Here is an 18,442-nt window from a genome sequence, read left to right on the forward strand (position 1 = left end):
GCTCGCATGCGCCACTTCCCCCCGCACCGCATCGTCTGCCTGACCGAGGAGACGGTCGAAACACTCTACCTGCTCGGCGAGCAGGACCGCATCGTCGGCGTCTCCGGATATGCCGTGCGCCCGCCCCAGGTGCGACGGGAGAAGCCACGGGTGTCGGCGTTCGTCTCGGCCGAATCCCAAAGATCCTGGCGCTGGAGCCAGAGCTGGTGCTGGCCTTCTCCGATCTGCAGGCCGGCATCGTCGCAGATCTCGTCCGGGCCGGTGTCAACGTCCACGTCTTCAACCAGCGTGACGTCGCCGGAATCTTGGCGATGGTCCGCACGCTTGGTGCGCTTGTCGGTGCGGCCGAGCGCGCGGAGAACCTCGCGCAAGGTTTTGAGCGACGCCTCGCCGCGATCGCGGCAACGCCCCGGCCCTCGGTCCGGCCAAGAGTCTATTTCGAGGAGTGGGACGATCCGCTGATCTCGGGCATCGGTTGGGTCTCCGAGTTGATCGAAATCGCCGGCGGCGGGGATGTGTTCCCGGAGTTGCGATCGCGGCAGGCGGCGAAGGACCGCATCGTGTCGGCGGAGATGGTGCGCGAGGCAGCGCCCGATGTGATCCTCGCGTCGTGGTGCGGCAAGAAGGTTGTCCCTGCCCGTATCCGCACGCGCGAAGGCTGGGGTGAGATTCCGGCGGTGCGCAACAGCCGCATCGTGGAAATCAAGTCGCCGATCATCTTGCAGCCGGGACCGGCAGCGCTGACGGATGGGCTCGATGCGGTCGTGATGGCATTGTGGGGGACGTGATCCCTCCGCCGTCATTGCGAGCGAAGCGAAGCAATCCAGGCTGCCTCTGTGGAGGGATTCTGGATTGCTTCGTCGCACGGGCTTCTCGCAATGACGCCTGTGGAGGCGTCTTTCCTCACGTCACCGCATTGACGACCTGATACTCCGGCCGGCGCCACACCTCGCCTACGATCACCTCCTCGATGATCTCGGCGCCTCCGACGATCTCATCCTCACCGATATAAAGCGGCGTGATCCCGAACCTCATGATCTCAGGCGCGCGGAAATCACCGATGACGCCGCGGGCAATCAGCGCCTGCATGGCGGCGTAGCCGCCGTCGAAGGCAAAGGAGACTTGCGAGCCGCGGCGCTCATGCGCGCGCGGGGTCACCAGCTTCAGAGACGGGCAGCGACGCTCGACTTCGGCGATCAGGAGATCACCGAGCGCCAACGAACGCGCACGGACCTCACGGATGTCGATCCGATCCCAGATGTCGAGTGAGGCCTCCAGCGCCGCCATCGCCAGCACTGGCGGCGTTCCGACACGCATGCGCTCGACGCCGCCGGCCGCCGCATAGGCAAGCTCGAACGCAAACGGTTTGGCATGGCCCATCCATCCCGACAGAGCGGCGCGGGCATTGTCGGCGTGGCGCGGCGCAACGTAGAGAAAGGCCGGCGCACCGGGGCCGGCGTTGAGATATTTGTAAGTGCAGCCCGCAGCAAAATCGGCGCCGCAGCCGGAGAGATCGACGGGCAGCGCGCCGGCGGAATGGGCGAGATCCCAGACGGTGACGATGCCGAGCGCACGCGCTTTCGCGGTGAGCTTCGCCATGTCATGGCGGCGGCCGGTGCGGTAGTCGACCTCGGTGACATAGAGGACCACGACCTCCTCGGACAGCGCGGCCTCGATCTCTTCCGGCGCCACCAGACGCAATCGATGGCCGCGCCCAAGCGTTTCGATCAGGCCCTCGGCCATGTAGAGGTCGGTCGGGAAATTGCCGGTGTCCGACAGGATTACCTTGCGCGACGCGTTCATATCGAGCGCAGCCGCGAGTGCCTGGTAGACCTTGAGCGAGAGCGTGTCTCCGACCATCACGGAGCCGGCTTCGGCGCCGATCAGTCGCGCAATGCGATCGCCGACATGACGCGGTTGGGCATACCAGCCTGCGGTGTTCCAGGCACGGATCAGCTCATTGCCCCATTCGGCCGTGATGACGCGATTGACGCGCTCGGCAACGCCGAGCGGCAGCGCGCCGAGCGAATTGCCGTCGAGATAGATCACACCGTCGGGCAGATGGAACAAAGCCTTGGTGTCGTCGTAGACGCGTAGCTTGGTCATGGCCATTTCTACAAAATCGTACGCACGCGCCAGAGCTCGGGGAATAGCTCGATCTCCAGCATCCGTTTGAGATAGCTGACGCCGCCGGTACCACCTGTGCCGCGCTTGAAGCCGATCACGCGCTCGACCGTTGTCACGTGGTTGAAGCGCCAGCGGCGGAAATAGTCCTCGAAATCGACCAGCTTCTCGGCGAGCTCATAGAGCGTCCAGTGCGTCTCCGGCGCTTCGTAGACGATACGCCAGGCCTGGAGCACGCCTTCGTTGAAACTGTGGGTTTCGCGGACGTCGCGGGCCAGCACGGCCGCAGGCATCTTGAGCCCGTTGCGGTCAACAAGCCGCAGCACCTGGTCATATAGGCTTGGGGTCGCGAGCTCGGCTTCGAGCAGCTTCGTCGTCTCCGCATCGTGCGCGTGCGGCTTGAGCATGGCGTGGTTGCGGTTGCCGAGCAAGAATTCGATCAGCCTGTATTGTCGCGACTGGAAGCCCGAGGACTGCCCGAGCTGCGAGCGGAAGCGCGTATACTCGCTCGGCGTCATCGTCCGCAACACGTCCCAGGCGCCATTGAGCTGCTCGAAGATGCGCGACACCCGCGCCAGCATCTTCATCGCGGGCTGCACCTCGTCCCTGGCGATGGCGCGGCGGGCGGCGCTGAGCTCGTGGATGGCAAGGCGCATCCACAGCTCCGTGGTCTGATGCTGGATGATGAACAGCATCTCGTCATGCGCTTCCGAGAGCGGATGCTGCGCGCCGAGAATCGCGTCCAGCGCCAGGTAGTCGCCGTAGGACATGCGCCGGGCGAAATCCGTCTCGGCGCCTTCGCTTGCAGGATCGTAATCGCTGGACGTCATGATAGGTCCTCTCGATCCATCTTCCCTCGCCTCGTCAGTCGAGGCCGATCAGACGCGCGGTGATCGGCGACGACGGATCCTTAAGCCCGTCGATCACGGTAAAATGGTTGAGCCCGGGATCGATGACGAGGTGCGTCGGCACGTCGAAACCGGTCCAGACGTTGGCCATCAGGTCGGATTGGCGGATGAATTCAGGGCGCTCGTTGCCGCCGACCCAGGCCGTCACAGGCGACTGCCCCCGCGGCAGATGCAGCGCCGCGCTCTCGAGCGTCGCCTCCTGCATGGTCATGCGCAGGGTCTCGTTCATCCTTGTCTTCAAGAGCGGCCGCAGATCGTGCAGGCCGCTGATCGAGAGCGTGCCGGCAATACGGTCGTAGACGGCGGGCTCGAGCCGGCTGTCGTCGCACAGCATGCGCGTGACCAGATGGCCGCCGGCGGAATGGCCGGCGAGCCGGATCGGCCCTGCCACCAGCGAGGCCGCCTTAGCGACCGCGGCGGTGATCTCGGCAGTGATGTCGGAGATGCGCGCGGCCGGTGTCAGCGTGTAGCTCGGCAGCGCCACGGCCCAGCCATGATGCCTTGCGCCTTCGGCAAGATCGGTCCAGGCTGACTTGTCGAAGCGCATCCAGTAGCCGCCATGCACGAACACGACGAGGCCCTTGCTGTCGCCCTCGGGCAGGATCAGGTCGAGGCGCTGCCGCTCACCGGCGCCGTAGGCGACGTCGGGACGAAAATCCCTCAACCCCGCACGGTAAGCCGCCGCCCGCTCCGCCCACAGTGCCGGCATTTTGTCCGCGCCGGGGATACGGGCCGAATTGGCATAAGCATCATCCCAATCGCGCATCGTGATTTCCTCGGCGGACTTAAGGCCTCTGCGACGGAGGCCAGTCTGCCACTGGCAGGGCCGCCATCCTAGTCTTTGTTTTAAGCTTAAAGGATTGATCCGCGCCTGTGCCTCGGACAGCGGATCGCACCGGCAAGGTATGTCCTTTGCCCTGAGGAGCCGCCGTCACATTCCAGGACTGCGAGCGCCGTGAAGCGAATCCAGAATCTCTCGCGGCGGCAGTCTGGATTGCTTCGTCGCTTCGCTCCTCGCTGACGGCAGAGAGGGCAAGCGCGGTTGCTTACGCCTTCTCCACTCCGCACCACTCCGCGATGAACAGCGCCATTGCCTTGGTGGTCTTCTTCAGCGACTCCAGCTCGACAAACTCGTTGAAGCCGTGCATTTCGCCGCCGCTCGCGCCGAAGCACAGGCTCGGGATGCCATGATTGAGGCCGTAGAAGCGGGTATCGGTGAGTGCGGTGAAGACGAGGTCCTCGACTGCGCCACCGTAGACCTTATTGAAGGCCTTGCCGAACGCGGCCTCGGGTGCGGCGGCGTCAGTCAGTTCATACCCCTCCGACAGGAAGCCCGACCATTCGATCTCCGGCGGGTTGTTGGCGAGGAAGCGGTGGTTGCGCGCAGCGGCCGCGACGCATGCCAAAATCTCCTTCTGGTGCTCGGCGATCGACCAGCCCGGCAACACGGCAATCCGGCAGTCGACGTCGCACCAGGCCGGCACGCTGGAGGCCCAATCGCCGCCCTTGATGATGCCGGGATTGAAATTGATGGGATGGTTGAGCGTCCTGAAGTGACGATCGGCTTTGGCGCGCTCGTTCCATTCGATCTCGAGTTTTTGCAGGGCCTGGATCAAATGATAGGCCGCCATGATTGCGTTCGCGCCGGAACCGGCGAAGGCAACGTGGGTCGGATGGCCCTTCACGCGCAGGCGAAACCAGATCACGCCAACCTGAGAGCGCACCATCTTGCCGCCGGTCGGCTCCGGAATGAAACAGGCATCGGCGCGGTAGCCGCGCTGAAGCGTCGAGAGCGCGCCGACGCCCGTGCTCTCCTCCTCGATCACGGACTGGAAGTGGATCCGGGCCGTAGGCTTCAAGCCCGCGGCTTTGATCGCATCCAGCGCGTAGAGCGCACCGATCGTGCCCGACTTCATGTCGCAGGCACCCCGGCCAAACATCTTGCCGTCCTTGATGACGGGCGAGAACGGCGGCGTATCCCACAATTCCAGCGGACCTGCCGGCACCACGTCGCAATGCCCCTGGAGGATCAGCGATTTTCCAACGTTCGTTTGCGGACGGTAGGTGCCAACCACCGAACGCGCTTTCGAAAAATCATGCTCGATCGGGCCAAAACCGCGCAGATCCTTGAGGTCGTCGATATTGATGTGCCAGTCGTCGATCTCATAGCCGCGTTCGCGCAGGAGGTCGCCGATCATGTCCTGGCACGGTCCCTCCGCCCCGCGGGTCGAGGGGATCGCGACGAAATCGCGGGTGGTCGCAAGCTGGGCTTCGAAGCCGGCGTCGACGGCGTCAAGAATCCTCTGCTGCGTCTCGGCATTCATCAGGCAACTCCAATCGGGCGTTCAGATCATCGATGGAGCGCAAGCTAGCCGATTTCAGCCGTTCGGGTACTCTACAAAATAAGCATCCCGCAATGCATCTTCGAGCAGCCGGCCTTCGAAGTAGCCATTCAATGTCGCAGGCCGGGTGACGCCATCGAGCAGACGCGGACACGGCTCGGGCGCGCCGAGCACCGTGCGCACCGGGATGCGCTCGGCATAGATCGGGAGTTCGTAGTCCTCATCGTCATCGGCCACGCCCTTGGCACGGATCTTGGCCGAGGCCTCCTCGATCTCCATCGCGATGAAGGAGGTCGCCTTGGTCTCCTGCGCGGTGCTCTGACGCAGGCCCGCGGTGCGGCCCGGGAAGAAGCGGTCGACCATCGCGATCACCGCGCGCTCTTTCTCCTCGTGGTCGGTGACGAGGTAGGCGGTGCCGAACGCCATCACCGCCCGGTAATCGGCGGAGTGATTGAAGCCGCAGCGCGCCAGCACGAGACTGTCGAGATGAGCGACCGTCAGGCAGACGCGCTCGCCCCTGGTCTGGTTGCGCAGCATGCGGCTGGCGCTGCTCCCATGCCAGTACAGCTTCGTTCCTTCGCGCCAGAAGAAGGTCGGCGTGCAATAGGGCTGACCGTCGATCACATAGGACACGTGGCATAGCATCGAGGAGTCCAGGATGCGGTGAACGGTCGCGTGATCGTAGAAGCCGCGGTCGTGACGGCGCTTCACCTGGTTGCGCGCTGACGTCGGATAGGAGTCTGAGTTTTCAACCCGGCTCACGGCCGCACCTCCGAGATTGGAACAATTCGGAAGAGTTGTAGCCGTGGATTTGGTCTGCGATAGTGCCAATTCCATGCGAAAAATTCCGACCAATTCTCCCTCGCCGGCCAAGGCCGAGTTGCCGCTCGACCTCACCGGTCCGCACGTCACGGCCGGCGCCTCCGCGGCGCACCGGCTCTACCAGGCGCTGTGCGAGATGATCGTCTCCGGTCTCGTCAGGCCCGGCGAGCCATTGCCGCCCTCACGGACACTGGCGCAGCAGACCGGCTTCCGCCGCAACGCCGTCGTCACTGCCTATGAGCGGCTGATCGCCGACGGTTTTGCCGAGGCAGCCGTCGGCTCCGGCACCTTCGTCGCCGCGCGCATCCCTGCACGAGCAGCCGAGGCGAACAAACCCAAGGCGGTTGTCGAAGCGCCGCAGCATGGCGCGTTCGCGCTCGGCTGCACCCATATCGACGAGCGCGCCGTGCAGCGCTTCCGCGCCTTCGTGGGCCGTCGCATGCGCGCATTCGGATCCGAGCATCTGCATTATGGCGATCCCCGCGGCAGTCGCGAGCTGCGTGCGGCAATCGCCGATCACCTGCTCTCGGCGCGAGGGCTGCGCTGCGACCCCGATCAGATCATGCTCACGTCCGGCACGCTGCATGCGCTGCGCATCGTGCTGAGCGCGATCCTCAAGCCGGGCGACCAGGTCTGGTGCGAGGACCCCGGCTATCCGATCGCGCGCCAGACGATCGGACATTGCGGATATCGCACCGTACCCATTCCGGTCGACGCGTACGGGCTGCACGTGGCCAAAGGTCGTTCGGCGGCACCGTCTGCGCGCGCGGCCTATGTCACGCCGTCGCACCAGTTTCCGCTGGGCGTCCAGATGTCGATGCCACGGCGGCTCGAACTGCTGGACTGGGCAAAGCAGGCCGGTGCCTTCGTGTTGGAGGACGATTACGACAGCGAGTTCCGCTATGACGGCGCGCCGCTGATGTCGCTCGCCGGCATCGATCACCTCCAGCGCGTGATCTACCTGGGCACCTTCGCCAAGACCTTGTTTCCGGGCCTGCGCATCGGCTATTGCGCGCTGCCCGAGCGCCTGATCGCGGACGTGACGGCTGCACGGGCTGCGCTCGACCGCTTTCCCGGCACGCTGATGGAAGGCGCGGTGGCCGACATGCTCAATTCCGGCGCCTTCGCCGCGAACCTGAAGCGGGTGCGCAAGCTCTATCGCGAGGCGCGTGATGCGCTGGCGGAGACATTGGAAGCGAAATCGGACGGGGCGCTATCCGTGCCGGTGCCGTCGCAAGGGTTGCATCTTGTCGCACGGTTCAATCCCCCGGTCGATCCGTCGCGCGCGGCCGAGGCCAAGCGGGCGGCCGGCGCGGAAGGTTGGCTCCTGGCCGACACCTATTCACTCGCGCGTCCCCTGCCCGGTTTCGTGCTTGGATTTTCAGGGCATACGGTTCCGCAACTGATGGCCTCTGCCGAACGGCTGGCGCGCGAGTCGCGCGCTATCTTGTGCGCGAGGAGCTCAGCCCGGCAGGCGTAACGAAGCTTCACCTATCAGAATCGCCTCCGGCTCCCTAGATTGCGGCATCGACGCCGGACTTCAAATCATGCTGCTACACCGCGCGACCTGCCTTTCGCTCCTGATGTCCCTCGCGCTCGCCTCCACGGCGCGCGCAACAATGGTCGGCCGCGAACAGGACATCGTGGATCTCAAGCTCGGCCAGCGCGTGCAAGTGGATGACGGAACTTGCCCCGCCGGACAGGTCAAGGAAGTGCGCGGCGCGCGGATGACCGACAAAGGCGTTTCACGGACCAGCACCTGCGTGCCACGATACGGTCCGAAAACCAAATAATCTGAACGTCACTTCGCCGGATCGAACATGCACTGCAAGGTCGGCTTGGCGATTTTGGTGAAGGTCGGGCCGATTTCGCCTTGCTTGGACGTCGGCACCCAGTCGGTCTCGATCGTCGGCACGCCGGTCTCGCTGATGCCGCGCAGCAGCGCCTCACGCAAGTCGCGGTCCTCGACGACGGCAGCGGCATGGTCGTGCAGGCAACCGCAGACCTCCTCCGGGTGCTCCCAGCGCCCGAGCATGCGCGGCGCACACTGACGCACGAATTCGGCACGGGAATCCGGCAGCCTGGAGGGAGCACGCACCTGCGCCGCAGCGGCGCTGAGCGTCAGAACGGACATGAACGCTGCGGCGCAGAAACGAGCAATCATGATGGCCTTTTGCCGGCAATTTTTCTTGTTGGCGATCAGAAGCGCGTGGCGACCACGATCGGCTGCGGTGCCGTGATCGTCAGTGGCGAACCGGTGTACTGGAAGGTGCCGACACCGGGAAGACTGCCATCGGGCGAGCCCGCGAACGAGGAACCGGCAAGCACGAAGCCGAAGGCAAGGATGAAGCTGAGCGCGCGCATGGTCTTGTCTCCGAATCGGTGGCCGGCGGTGCCGTCGTTGTGAAGCTGATAACCATGGGTGGTTTCGTGCGTGATGCGCCAAAAGCGGAAAATGGTTTCATCTTTCGTGAGAATTGTTTCGTCGTGTCCGGCACGACGAAACATTCGCCGGAAAATGCCAATCTTTTCAGGGGGGCGCGCCACGGCCCAAAGTAGCCTGACAAATTCCCGCTCGAGCTCGGAACGCGCCTCCACGCGGTCGGGGACGCTTCAGCTGCGACCTCCATCGAAATCGCGACTCCGGGATCACCGGGCGCGTTCACGTGAGGGACGCCATCATGATGGCGGCAGATCGCGCTCGACGCGCGAGACGGACCAGCGGATGGGCCGCGGAGACAACGACCCGTTCGCAACAGCGCGACGTCAGCTGGCGAAATGGCGCTGCAAGCCAAGCGCGACCTTGAAGCCGCGCCGCAGACATTCGCGCCGCTGACTGGCTCGCATCTTGCAGGACCTCGCAGTCGTCAGTGAGTGAAGAACTCACCGCACTTCTGGACGCTTGCGTCCGCTGGTCCCCACGGCATGATCGGCACGGTCGACGTCGAGTTCTTTGGTGAGCCCTCGATCAGCTTGTCCGAATAGACCATGTAGACCAGCACGTTGCGCTTGGCGTCACAGCCGCGCACGATCTGCATCTTCTTGAAGAACAGTGAGCGGCGCTGGCGGAACATGTCGTCACCTTGCTCCATCTTGTTCTTGAACTTGATCGGGCCGACCTGGCGACAGGCCAGCGAGATGTCCGAGACCTCCTCGGCAAGGCCGAGCCAGCCCTTGAAGCCGCCCTTCTCCGGCACCGTGAAGTGACAGGCGACGCCCTCGACCTCGGGGTCGTCGAGGCCGTAAGTCGCGAGCTTGTCGTTCGGGCTCATCCATTTGAATACAGTCGAGCGGCGGAAGATCAGATCGGGCTCGTCGGCAGCAAGGGCGGGCGCCGCCCAAATCGTCAGAGCCAGGAGGAATAAAGCGAGGCCCTTCAAACGGATGCCGAAAAGACCGTGGAAACGAGATGACATGAAGTTCTCCGGTAACAAGTCCCCGCAATGTAGGCATCAGGCGGCCGGTCAGGAAGACGAGCGGCCAGTCGGCACGGCCGCCGTTTACCGCTCTGTGAGGCTTTTTTGCTACGCGTTGAACAAAAGTAACTGACGGCAGAACCACCTTGAGGGTGAACGCGTATCCCCTTTGCGAGACTAACGTCTGATTTGGATTATGGATTCGAGGATGAACAGCGTGAACGGGTCCGGTTTTGCTGCCAAGCCAACGCGAATTTGGCAAATCGCCATTTTGACGGCGGCGGGTGCGATCGGGACGGCAAGCCAGGCTGACGCAGCGTTTTATTATTGGACGGATTATTCCGACGGGTCCTATTACGCCCGGCAGGATCGGCCTCCCGAAATACCGCGCCAGAAGCCGCCGAAGCGCGGCACGGCGGGCAAGAAGGAGATCGTCGCCGAGAAAGAAGCCGGCACCAAGCCACAAGGACCGCTCGTCATCGTCGTCTCGATCGACCGGCAGAAGGTGACGGTCTACGACAGCAAGGGCGTGTTCGCGGAATCCCCGGTGTCGACAGGCATGAAGGGCCATTCGACGCCGATGGGTGTGTTCAGCGTCATCCAGAAGCACAAATTCCACCATTCCAACATCTACAGCGGCGCCCCGATGCCGTACATGCAGCGGATCACCTGGTCTGGCGTCGCCATGCATGCCGGCGTGCTGCCGGGCTATCCGGCCTCGCATGGCTGCATCCGCATGCCGATGGCGTTCGCGGTGAAGATGTGGAACTGGACCAGGATGGGCGCGCGCGTGATCGTCGCGCCCGGCCAGATGTCGCCGCAAAGCTTTTCGCATCCGCTGCTCGCCTCGGTGCGCGTAGCGCCGCAGCCCGCCGCCAGCCTCGCGCCGCAGATCAACACCAGCGACAATGCCGATAAGGGCGGGGCGCAAACCAAAGTCAACGAAGCCAGGCCGGCCGAGACGAAGACCGCGAGCGCAGACAGCGTGCTCGAGCTGCGCGCCTCCGTCGGCCACACCGTGATGTCGGATGTGACCACCGGCAATGCGCCCGCCCGCGAGGAAGCGGCTGCGCTCGCCGACAAGATCACGACCGAGATCGCCGAGGCATCTGACGCGGCCAAGCCGCAGTCCGAAAAAACCGCCAAGCCCGCGAACATGGACGCGAAGCCGATTGAGGCCGCGGAAGCGCCCAAGGCTTCGACAGTGACCGACGACAAGAGCGCTGCCAAGACCGAAGCTGCCGATTCCCGGAAGAAGCCTGATGCTCCGGCACTCGCCACCTCGGCCGACGTGGAGAAGGACGAGACCCGCGTTGCCGATCCGGCACCTGCGGCGAAGCCGGACGCGCCGCGGCGGGCCGGCCAGATCGCCGTCTTCATCAGCCGCAAGGATTCCAAGCTCTACGTGCGACAGAACTTTGCGCCGTTGTTCGAGGTGCCCGTCGCGATCGCCCCGAGCGACCGGCCCCTCGGTACACACGTCTTCACAGCCGAAGTCGATAAGACCGATTCCAACGCGCTGCGTTGGTCGGTGGTGTCGCTGCCGATCTCGGTCCGCGCCGCTGCGCGCGATGACGACGGACGCGTGTCACGCCGCCAGCGTGGCGCTGCCGTGGTTCCCGTTGCCGCAAAGCCGGTCGTCACACCGGACAGCCCGACTGAAGCCCTCGACCGCATCTCAATTCCGGCCGACACCATGGCGAAGATCAACGAGATGCTGACATCAGGTGGCTCGATCATCGTGTCCGACCAGGGCATCAACCAGGGGGAGACCGGCGAAGGCACGGACTTCATCGTCCGCCTTTACTAGCGCCTTCACTAGAGAGCGTTTTGAGCGAAGTGGATACCGCTTCGCGCAAAGCAAACGCGCCAAACGTCTAGCGCCTCGCCGCGACCGATAACGCGGTGTTGACGAGTGAGGTTGCAGCGGCGAAGTAACATGCACCCCGGATCATTTCGGGGACGGCGTCATGATGAACCGCAGGACCATGCTCGCCGCGCTTGCAGGCGCACTCGTGCCAATGAAGCGCGCGTTTGCCGACGGCGGCATGAGCCGGATCTCGGCCTATGCCTTCTCCTTCCCCGCGTTGTCCGGCGAGGACATCCGCCTTGCCGCGTACACCGGCAAGCCGCTGCTGGTGGTGAACACCGCTTCGCTCTGCGGCTACACCCCGCAATATGCAGGCCTCCAGGAGCTCTGGGACGAGTTTCGCGAGCGCGGGCTCACCGTGATCGGCGTGCCTTCCAACGATTTCGGTGGCCAGGAGCCCGGCGGCGCCAGCGAAATCTCCGAGACGGCGCACCACCAATACGGCGTTTCCTTCCCGATCACAGCCAAGTCCGTTGTGATCGGATCGAAAGCGCACCCCTTCTACAAATGGGCCGCCGACGCACGGCCGCGAGAGGTTCCGAAGTGGAACTTCCACAAATATCTGATCGGCCGTGACGGCTATATCGCCGAGGTCTTTGCGTCCGCCGTCGCGCCGACCGATACGCGGGTCAAAACGGCCATTGCCAAGGCGCTGGCCGACAGTTGACGCGAGTTGCGCCCCATCCGGTTGGGCACAATTGTGGCGGGGCATCAAACAGCCGTTGCAATGGCGAGGGCCCACCCTCTAGGCTAGGATGGTTTGGGGCAGGACGGTTTGCCGCAGAAAAAGCCGCGGCGGAACAACGGGATCAATCTCGAGGACAACACCATGCGTGTGGCGGCAGGACTGATTTTGGCAAGCGCGATGTCTCTGGGCATGACCGGCGCGGCATGGTCGCAGACCGCCGCAAAACCCGCGGCCACCACCCAAGGAGCACCGGCGATACCGGCAGCTTCCGCGCCGGCGGCTGCGCCGGCACCCGCTCCCGCAGTAGCTGCCGCGCCAGCGGGCTTCGTTAACCCGCCGCCACCGAAACAGGCGCCGCAGCCGGCGCGTGCAGCCTGCAGCACGCCGGGCGCGCTCGGTGTCGCCCGCACCGTCGAGATCGACACCACCGGCGGCCCCGGCTTCGGCTTCGAGCATTTCAAGGAGCTCGACTTCCTGCGCGACCACGAGGTGGTGCTGACCTTCGACGACGGCCCCTGGCCCAAGAACACGCCCGCCGTGCTGAAGGCACTCGCCGACGAGTGCACCACCGGCATCTTCTTCTCCATCGGCAAGCACGCGACCTACGAGCCGGAGATCCTGAAGCAGGTCTATGCGGCCGGCCATACCGTGGGCAGCCACACCTGGTCGCATGCCAACCTCAACAACAAGAAGCTCAACGAAGCGCAGCGCAAGGAAGAGATCGAGAAGGGCCTATCCGCGGTGAAATGGGCGCTCGGCGGCATCTCGCCTTCGCCTTTCTTCCGCTTCCCGGCGCTCCAGCATCCGCCGGAGATGGTCACCTATCTCGGCAACCGCAACATCGGAATTTTCTCCTGCGACATCGATTCGTTCGACTTCAAAGCCTCCAAGCCTGAGAAGGTGGTCGAGACCGTGATGAAGAAGCTCGACACCAAGGGCAAGGGCATCATCCTGATGCACGACTTCCAGAAGCACACGGCGGAGGCCCTGCCCGAGCTGCTCAAGCGCCTGAAGGCGGGCGGCTACAAGGTGGTAGCGATGCGCGCCAAATTCCCGGCATCGACGCTGCCCGAATACGACCAGGAGCTGCTCAAGGACGTCAAGCTGCCGACGGTGAGCCAGCGCCCGGTCAATTCCGTGGTGACGACCGTTTCCGAATAGACGGCCATTGTCTTTTCGCATCGAAGGCTACGTCATCGTCTCGGCGGACGGCATGCTCGCTGACGCCGCGCATGTGATGCCGGACAGTCTGAAGTTCGAAGGCGACAAGCTGTTCTTCGAGCAGGCGCTCGATCGCGCCGCGCTGATCGTGCACGGCCGCAACTCGCACGAGCAGCAGCCGAACTCGCCGAAGCGCAAGCGACTGATCCTGACCCGCAAGATCAGGGCGCTGACCGTCGACCCTGAAATGCCGAACGCGACATTGTGGAATCCGGGTCACGCCAGCTTCGCGGAAGCTTGCGCCTTCGCCAACGTCGCATCCGGCACGGTCGCGATCATCGGCGGCCCGATGGTGTTCGACATGTTCATGGACCGCTACGACACGTTCTGGCTGTCCGAGGCGCCGCATGTGCGACTGCCCGGCGGCGAAGGCTGTTTTGGCGGCGTGCCCCAGCGGACGCCGCACGAGGTGCTCGCCTCGCACGGAATGAAGCCCAGCGCGCCGTATCTGCTCGACGCGGCACATGATGTCGCCGTCACGCCGTGGCGGCGGGGATAGCGCAAGATCAAGGTGCGCATCGCCGCCAGTCCGCTGTGAGCCGCCGAAGCCAGCCGCCCGTCCTCAGGCAACGTCAATCGCCGCGGCCCGTGCCCCGTCGTCGCGCACGCTCCCGCGTCCCCGGCAGGTCCGGCGATGGCTCAATGTGCCGAGAGTTTCAACAATCCCGAAATCGGCCTGCGCGGCAGATTCTCGTGCGCCAGTTGGAGTCAGAGAGAGCAGTGCCGAAGGGCGACGGTGCGGCGGAGTTACGACGTTCCTCATCCCGAGCCTGTTTAATGCGGCGTGAACCGGCGAGGCCAAAACTCCTTCCCACACGAGCGAAAAATTAGAGCTTCTCTGTTATGCAGATCGCATGTGGCGACTTCATTCCGCTTTCTGGCATACGCCCGGCCCCTCATTAAGGACAAAGAGACCATGAGTTCGATTTTTGCCTCCCTCTCCTGCCGCAAGTTTCTCGGCGCTATCGCGGTCCTGGTCTCGCTGACCTTTCTGTCAGTGATGTCGCCGTCATCGGCCTACGCGATCGACCTGCCGACCGACGACGAGCAGGACGTGCTGGTCCGCACGACGCTGATGACCTTCAACGACGCCAACATCACCGGGAACTACTCGGTCCTGCTTGCCAAGGGCTCGAGGCAGTTCCAGGAACAAATGACGCCCGAGAAGCTGGCGGCCGCGTTCGAATCCTTCCGCAGCAAGAAGCTGTTCTTCGAAGGGATCGTCACCGACGATTACGAAGCACAGCAGAAACCCAAGCTCGATTCGGAAGGTGCGCTCGTTCTCGCCGGCGAGTTCAAGAACGACGAGGTCCGGGTCAAGTACAGGCTGCGTTTTGCCCAGAACGACAATGCCTGGAAGATCATCGGCATCGACGTCGATGCCAAGAAACCCTGACAAGAAACCCCGACAAGAAGCCGAGACGGGGAATCCTGAGCCAGCGAGCCGGCGCGGCTGCCAAGAGGAGGCTGCTTCCATGTCGACAAGCGATACTCCATCGACACCCAAACCCTTTTGGCGCCGTGGCCTCGCCGGCTTTCTCGACTTCCTGACGGTGTTCTTCGTCGGCGGCTATTCCATCGGCGCCGCCACCGGCGAGACGACGAAGGACGGTTTCAGCCTGCACGGCGCATCTGCTCTTGTGCTGTTTGCCCTGATCACCCTGTACTTCTATCTTGGCTGGAAGGTGCTGGGTGGCACGTTCTGGCAGCGCATCCTTGGGGCGCGTTAGAGCATGATCCGGAAAAGTGCGAAGCGGTTTTCCGAAAAAAATAATGCTTAAACGACAACCTAAGCGCGGCGATGACTCATCCCAATCTCATCACGCTTTTAGGTGCGGGTTGGCGTCAGCGTAATCCACCCTACAGCACCGCGCGGAGCGGCGGTCATACCCTGCCTACACGTCCCCGTAGGCCGCTTCGGCCGGACGTGTGGTTCGGCCGTAGCCGATGATCATGCACAGTGCGCCGATGATCGACAGGTTCTTCAGCGCGTCGATCACCACCTTGGCGTTGTCGGGCGGCGCCTGGTTCCAGAAGTCATCGAACAGCACGGTCGCGACCGCAATGTAGATGATCAGCAGCATCGCGAAGAATCGCGCGCCGAAATTCAACGCAATCATCAGCCCGGCGATGACCTCAAGTCCTCCGACCGCGATCGCCAGCAATTGCGGCGTCGTCATGGCGGTAGCGGTCTCGACCTGCTTGGCGTAAGGCGCAATCATATCGGGCACCATGATCTTGGTGGCGATGAAGTCCGCCGTCGCCTGAATGGCGAACAGCTTGGACGCGCCCGTGTAGATGAACAGTACGGCGAACAGGATCCGCCCGAAAGTCACGAACGCTGGCATGATCGGCCTCTTGGCAAGAGCGCTAAGCACGGGATGCGCGAGGATTATGCAGAGTCCGCTTGCGGTTTTCAAACAGGGAAATGGAGAGCTGCGAGGAATTCAAAATAAGCCGCGCGACCGGTGCCCCTTCTCCCCTTGTCGGAGAAAGATGTGCATCTTTCGCGCAGATCGACCCTTACGTAAACAACGTCGGCTGCTGCCTCGCGGCGCGCTCCTGCGCTTCGACCACCGCGACCGCCGTCATGTTAAGGATGCCACGTGCGGTCACCGAGGGCGTGAGGATATGCGCCGGCCGTGCCGGGCCGATCAGGATCGGGCCGACCGGGAGCGCGTCCGCCAGCGACTTGATCATCTGGTAGGCGACGTTGGCGGTATCCAGGCTTGGCATGATCAGGATGTTGGCCTCGCCCTCGAGCTTGGAGTGCGGCAGCACCATTTTCCGCGCAGCAGCTGAAAGCGCGGTGTCGCCCTGCATCTCGCCGTCGGCCTCGATCTCGGGATGCTTCTCCTTCAGAAGCTGGGTCGCCCGGCGCATCTTGCGCGAGGAGTCGGTATCGTAACTGCCGAAATCCGAATGCGAGACGAAGGCGATCTTCGGCTTGATGTTGAAACGCTGTACGTGGACCGCCGCGAGCGAAGCGATCTCGGCAAGCTCTTCCGCGCTCGGATTTGGGCGTACCTGCGTATCCGCGATAAAAAATGCGCCCTTGCTGGTGATCAGCAGTGCCAGCGCGGCGTAGTCGCTGACGCCGGCTGAGAAGCCGATGATCTCGCGGACATGGCGCAGATGACTCATATAGCGACCCTCGACGCCGCAGAGCATGGCGTCGGCCTCCCCGCGCACCACCGCAAGTGCCGCGATCACCGTGTTATTGGTGCGCACCACCGTGCGCGCTGCGTCGGGCGTCACACCGCGGCGGCCGGCGACCTCGACATAGGACTGCACATAGGAACGGTAGCGTGGATCGTCCTCAGGATTGATGAGGTCGAAATCCTTGCCGGCCTTGATCGACAGGCCGAACCGCTTGATGCGTGCCTCCACCACCGAGGGGCGGCCGACCAGGATCGGCCGCGCCAGCTTCTCCTCCAGCACCACCTGGGTGGCGCGCAGCACACGCTCGTCCTCGCCCTCGGCGTAGATCACGCGCACCGGCTGAGTCTTGGCCTTGGCGAACATCGGCTTCATGACGAGGCCGGAGCGGAAGGCGAAGCGCTCGAGCAACGCGGTGTATTCATCGAAATTGATGATGGGCCGCGTTGCGACGCCGGATTGCATCGCCGCCTTCGCCACCGCCGGCGCGATCCGCAAGATTAACCGCGGATCGAACGGGCTCGGGATCAGGGAGCCCGGGCCAAAACCCTGCGTCTCGCCGGTGTCAAAACCCTGCGCGACTGCATCCGACGGCGCCTCGCGCGCGAGCTGCGCGATCGCCTCGACTGCGGCGTGCTTCATCTCCTCGTTGATGGCGCTGGCGCCGACGTCGAGCGCGCCGCGGAAGATGAAGGGAAAGCACAGGACGTTGTTGACCTGGTTCGGATAGTCGGAGCGGCCGGTGCAGATCATGGCGTCGGGGCGCACCTTGCGCGCCTCCTCCGGCATGATCTCCGGCACGGGATTGGCGAGCGCCATGATCAACGGCTTGTCGGCCATCGCCTCGGCCATCTCCGGCTTGAGCACGCCGGGCGCGGACAGGCCGATGAAGATGTCCGCGCCGCCGATGACGTCGGCGAGCGTGCGCTTGTCGGTCTTCTGCGCATAGACCGCCTTCCAGCGGTCCATCGAGGTGTTGCGGCCCTCGTGCACGAGGCCGTCGATGTCGCAGACCCAGATGTTCTTGCGCTGCGCTCCCATCGACACCAGGAGATTCAGCGTCGCGATTGCCGCGGCCCCTGCTCCCGAGGCCACGATCTTGACGTCGGACAGTTTCTTGCCGTTCAACCTGAGGCCGTTGGTGATGGCGGCAGCGACGATGATGGCGGTGCCGTGCTGGTCGTCATGGAAGACCGGGATCTTCATGCGCTCCTTCAAGCGCGCTTCGATCTCGAAGCATTCCGGCCCGCGGATGTCTTCCAGATTGATGCCGCCGAAGGTTGGCTCGAGCGCCGCCACGGTCTCGACCACGCGGTCGATGGTGTCGGCGGCGATCTCGATGTCGAACACGTCGATGCCGGCGAATTTCTTGAACAGGACCGCCTTGCCCTCCATCACCGGCTTGGAGGCCAGCGGGCCGATATTGCCGAGGCCGAGCACGGCGGTGCCGTTCGAGACAACGGCGACCAGATTGGCGCGGGTGGTGAGCGAGGCGGCCTCGGCGGGATTCTTGGCGATCTCGGTGCAGGCGGCGGCGACGCCCGGAGAATAGGCCAGCGCGAGATCGCGCTGGTTGGCAAGCGGCTTGCTCGCCTGGATCTCAAGCTTTCCGGGCCGCGGCAGACGGTGATAGGCGAGCGCCGCCTGGTGGAGATCATCAGAATAGGACGACATGCGGTGTCTCGCCTCGCGTTACCGGCCTCAAAATGCATCACCGGGAGCGGCCGCCCAATGCGGACGTTATTTCCGGGTCATGGAAACGGGATGAAGCACGGCAGCCGCCCCGGTGGCAACATCCGATTGCGACCCCATCAACAGGACGCGTGGTCAAATGCTTGAAAACCATAGCTTTCCCTGGACCGCGCGGCGTTTCGCGAATATGGCAGGTTGCG

18 protein-coding genes and 1 pseudogene are annotated in these 18,442 nt (G+C 63.9%); 9 read left to right on the top strand and 10 right to left on the bottom strand.

Features of this window, described 5'->3' with window-relative positions; genetic code table 11:
* Positions 1-6: 6 nt before the first annotated feature.
* A pseudogene (locus IVA92_RS04820) lies at positions 7-788 on the top strand (cobalamin-binding protein).
* Positions 789-903: 115 nt separating this feature from the next.
* Here the strand turns inward: IVA92_RS04820 and kynU are convergent.
* From kynU to IVA92_RS04845, 5 genes are all read right to left on the bottom strand, one after another.
* On the bottom strand, positions 904-2,106 hold the full coding sequence (kynU, locus tag IVA92_RS04825) for a kynureninase (protein ID WP_247281554.1): 1,203 nt from the start codon (positions 2,104-2,106) through the stop codon (positions 904-906).
* A gap of 8 nt (positions 2,107-2,114) precedes the next feature.
* Positions 2,115-2,954, bottom strand: a complete 840-nt coding sequence (kynA, locus tag IVA92_RS04830; protein WP_247281555.1) for a tryptophan 2,3-dioxygenase — start codon at positions 2,952-2,954, stop codon at positions 2,115-2,117.
* Positions 2,955-2,988: 34 nt separating this feature from the next.
* Positions 2,989-3,798 (bottom strand): alpha/beta hydrolase, encoded by an 810-nt coding sequence (locus tag IVA92_RS04835; protein WP_247281556.1) that lies wholly within the window; start codon positions 3,796-3,798, stop codon positions 2,989-2,991.
* A 280-nt stretch (positions 3,799-4,078) separates the two neighbouring features.
* Positions 4,079-5,356, bottom strand: a complete 1,278-nt coding sequence (locus IVA92_RS04840) for an ArgE/DapE family deacylase (RefSeq protein ID WP_247281557.1) — start codon at positions 5,354-5,356, stop codon at positions 4,079-4,081.
* Positions 5,357-5,410: 54 nt separating this feature from the next.
* The gene (locus IVA92_RS04845; RefSeq protein ID WP_247281558.1) at positions 5,411-6,136 is read right to left on the bottom strand and encodes a pyridoxamine 5'-phosphate oxidase family protein; all 726 of its coding nucleotides are present in this window, start codon (positions 6,134-6,136) and stop codon (positions 5,411-5,413) included.
* Between the two features lie 73 nt (positions 6,137-6,209).
* Between IVA92_RS04845 and IVA92_RS04850 the strand changes: the two genes are divergently transcribed.
* Both IVA92_RS04850 and IVA92_RS04855 read left to right on the top strand, forming a co-directional pair.
* Positions 6,210-7,676, top strand: coding sequence for a PLP-dependent aminotransferase family protein (locus IVA92_RS04850; RefSeq protein ID WP_247281559.1), 1,467 nt, complete (start codon positions 6,210-6,212; stop codon positions 7,674-7,676).
* 67 nt (positions 7,677-7,743) lie between these two features.
* Positions 7,744-7,989: a DUF6719 family protein gene (locus tag IVA92_RS04855; protein ID WP_247281560.1), complete on the top strand. Its 246-nt coding sequence runs from the start codon at positions 7,744-7,746 to the stop codon at positions 7,987-7,989.
* A gap of 8 nt (positions 7,990-7,997) precedes the next feature.
* Here IVA92_RS04855 and IVA92_RS04860 read toward each other — a convergent pair whose 3' ends face one another.
* From IVA92_RS04860 to IVA92_RS04870, 3 genes are all read right to left on the bottom strand, one after another.
* Entirely contained in the window at positions 7,998-8,360 is a 363-nt protein-coding gene (locus IVA92_RS04860; protein WP_247281561.1) for a hypothetical protein, read from the bottom strand.
* 35 nt (positions 8,361-8,395) lie between these two features.
* Positions 8,396-8,794: a hypothetical protein gene (locus tag IVA92_RS04865; RefSeq protein WP_247281562.1), complete on the bottom strand. Its 399-nt coding sequence runs from the start codon at positions 8,792-8,794 to the stop codon at positions 8,396-8,398.
* A 269-nt stretch (positions 8,795-9,063) separates the two neighbouring features.
* Positions 9,064-9,612, bottom strand: a complete 549-nt coding sequence (locus IVA92_RS04870) for a CreA family protein (RefSeq protein ID WP_247281563.1) — start codon at positions 9,610-9,612, stop codon at positions 9,064-9,066.
* A 208-nt stretch (positions 9,613-9,820) separates the two neighbouring features.
* Here IVA92_RS04870 and IVA92_RS04875 point away from each other — a divergent pair, with 208 nt between their 5' ends.
* The 6 genes from IVA92_RS04875 (at position 9,821) to IVA92_RS04900 (ending at position 15,121) form a co-directional block, all read left to right on the top strand.
* A complete protein-coding gene (locus tag IVA92_RS04875) occupies positions 9,821-11,422 on the top strand; it encodes a L,D-transpeptidase (RefSeq protein ID WP_247281564.1) in 1,602 nt (533 codons plus the stop codon).
* 160 nt (positions 11,423-11,582) lie between these two features.
* Positions 11,583-12,149 (top strand): glutathione peroxidase, encoded by a 567-nt coding sequence (locus IVA92_RS04880; RefSeq protein WP_247281565.1) that lies wholly within the window; start codon positions 11,583-11,585, stop codon positions 12,147-12,149.
* A 162-nt stretch (positions 12,150-12,311) separates the two neighbouring features.
* Entirely contained in the window at positions 12,312-13,331 is a 1,020-nt protein-coding gene (locus IVA92_RS04885; protein ID WP_247281566.1) for a polysaccharide deacetylase family protein, read from the top strand.
* A 7-nt stretch (positions 13,332-13,338) separates the two neighbouring features.
* Positions 13,339-13,890, top strand: coding sequence for a dihydrofolate reductase (locus tag IVA92_RS04890; RefSeq protein WP_247281567.1), 552 nt, complete (start codon positions 13,339-13,341; stop codon positions 13,888-13,890).
* Between the two features lie 417 nt (positions 13,891-14,307).
* A complete protein-coding gene (locus tag IVA92_RS04895) occupies positions 14,308-14,787 on the top strand; it encodes a hypothetical protein (protein WP_247281568.1) in 480 nt (159 codons plus the stop codon).
* 79 nt (positions 14,788-14,866) lie between these two features.
* Complete coding sequence (locus IVA92_RS04900) at positions 14,867-15,121, top strand: hypothetical protein (RefSeq protein WP_247281569.1); 255 nt, start codon at positions 14,867-14,869, stop codon at positions 15,119-15,121.
* Between the two features lie 165 nt (positions 15,122-15,286).
* Here IVA92_RS04900 and IVA92_RS04905 read toward each other — a convergent pair whose 3' ends face one another.
* Positions 15,287-15,739 (bottom strand): DoxX family membrane protein, encoded by a 453-nt coding sequence (locus IVA92_RS04905; protein ID WP_247281570.1) that lies wholly within the window; start codon positions 15,737-15,739, stop codon positions 15,287-15,289.
* 175 nt (positions 15,740-15,914) lie between these two features.
* On the bottom strand, positions 15,915-18,224 hold the full coding sequence (locus IVA92_RS04910) for an NADP-dependent malic enzyme (protein WP_247281571.1): 2,310 nt from the start codon (positions 18,222-18,224) through the stop codon (positions 15,915-15,917).
* Positions 18,225-18,442 lie beyond the last annotated feature (218 nt).

Origin of the sequence: Bradyrhizobium sp. 154 (genome assembly GCF_023073875.1) — a bacterium.
Taxonomy (GTDB): Bacteria; Pseudomonadota; Alphaproteobacteria; order Rhizobiales; family Xanthobacteraceae; genus Bradyrhizobium.

What these genes read in the sequence shown, in the direction of transcription:
- kynU (WP_247281554.1), bottom strand. Translation starts at nt 2,106, where the DNA reads ATGACCAAGCTACGCGTCTACGACGACACCAAGGCTTTGTTCCATCTG.
- kynA (WP_247281555.1), bottom strand. Translation starts at nt 2,954, where the DNA reads ATGACGTCCAGCGATTACGATCCTGCAAGCGAAGGCGCCGAGACGGAT.
- IVA92_RS04835 (WP_247281556.1), bottom strand. Translation starts at nt 3,798, where the DNA reads ATGCGCGATTGGGATGATGCTTATGCCAATTCGGCCCGTATCCCCGGC.
- IVA92_RS04840 (WP_247281557.1), bottom strand. Translation starts at nt 5,356, where the DNA reads ATGAATGCCGAGACGCAGCAGAGGATTCTTGACGCCGTCGACGCCGGC.
- IVA92_RS04850 (WP_247281559.1), top strand. Translation starts at nt 6,210, where the DNA reads ATGCGAAAAATTCCGACCAATTCTCCCTCGCCGGCCAAGGCCGAGTTG.
- IVA92_RS04855 (WP_247281560.1), top strand. Translation starts at nt 7,744, where the DNA reads ATGCTGCTACACCGCGCGACCTGCCTTTCGCTCCTGATGTCCCTCGCG.
- IVA92_RS04860 (WP_247281561.1), bottom strand. Translation starts at nt 8,360, where the DNA reads ATGATTGCTCGTTTCTGCGCCGCAGCGTTCATGTCCGTTCTGACGCTC.
- IVA92_RS04870 (WP_247281563.1), bottom strand. Translation starts at nt 9,612, where the DNA reads ATGTCATCTCGTTTCCACGGTCTTTTCGGCATCCGTTTGAAGGGCCTC.
- IVA92_RS04875 (WP_247281564.1), top strand. Translation starts at nt 9,821, where the DNA reads ATGAACAGCGTGAACGGGTCCGGTTTTGCTGCCAAGCCAACGCGAATT.
- IVA92_RS04880 (WP_247281565.1), top strand. Translation starts at nt 11,583, where the DNA reads ATGATGAACCGCAGGACCATGCTCGCCGCGCTTGCAGGCGCACTCGTG.
- IVA92_RS04885 (WP_247281566.1), top strand. Translation starts at nt 12,312, where the DNA reads ATGCGTGTGGCGGCAGGACTGATTTTGGCAAGCGCGATGTCTCTGGGC.
- IVA92_RS04895 (WP_247281568.1), top strand. Translation starts at nt 14,308, where the DNA reads ATGAGTTCGATTTTTGCCTCCCTCTCCTGCCGCAAGTTTCTCGGCGCT.
- IVA92_RS04900 (WP_247281569.1), top strand. Translation starts at nt 14,867, where the DNA reads ATGTCGACAAGCGATACTCCATCGACACCCAAACCCTTTTGGCGCCGT.
- IVA92_RS04905 (WP_247281570.1), bottom strand. Translation starts at nt 15,739, where the DNA reads ATGCCAGCGTTCGTGACTTTCGGGCGGATCCTGTTCGCCGTACTGTTC.
- IVA92_RS04910 (WP_247281571.1), bottom strand. Translation starts at nt 18,224, where the DNA reads ATGTCGTCCTATTCTGATGATCTCCACCAGGCGGCGCTCGCCTATCAC.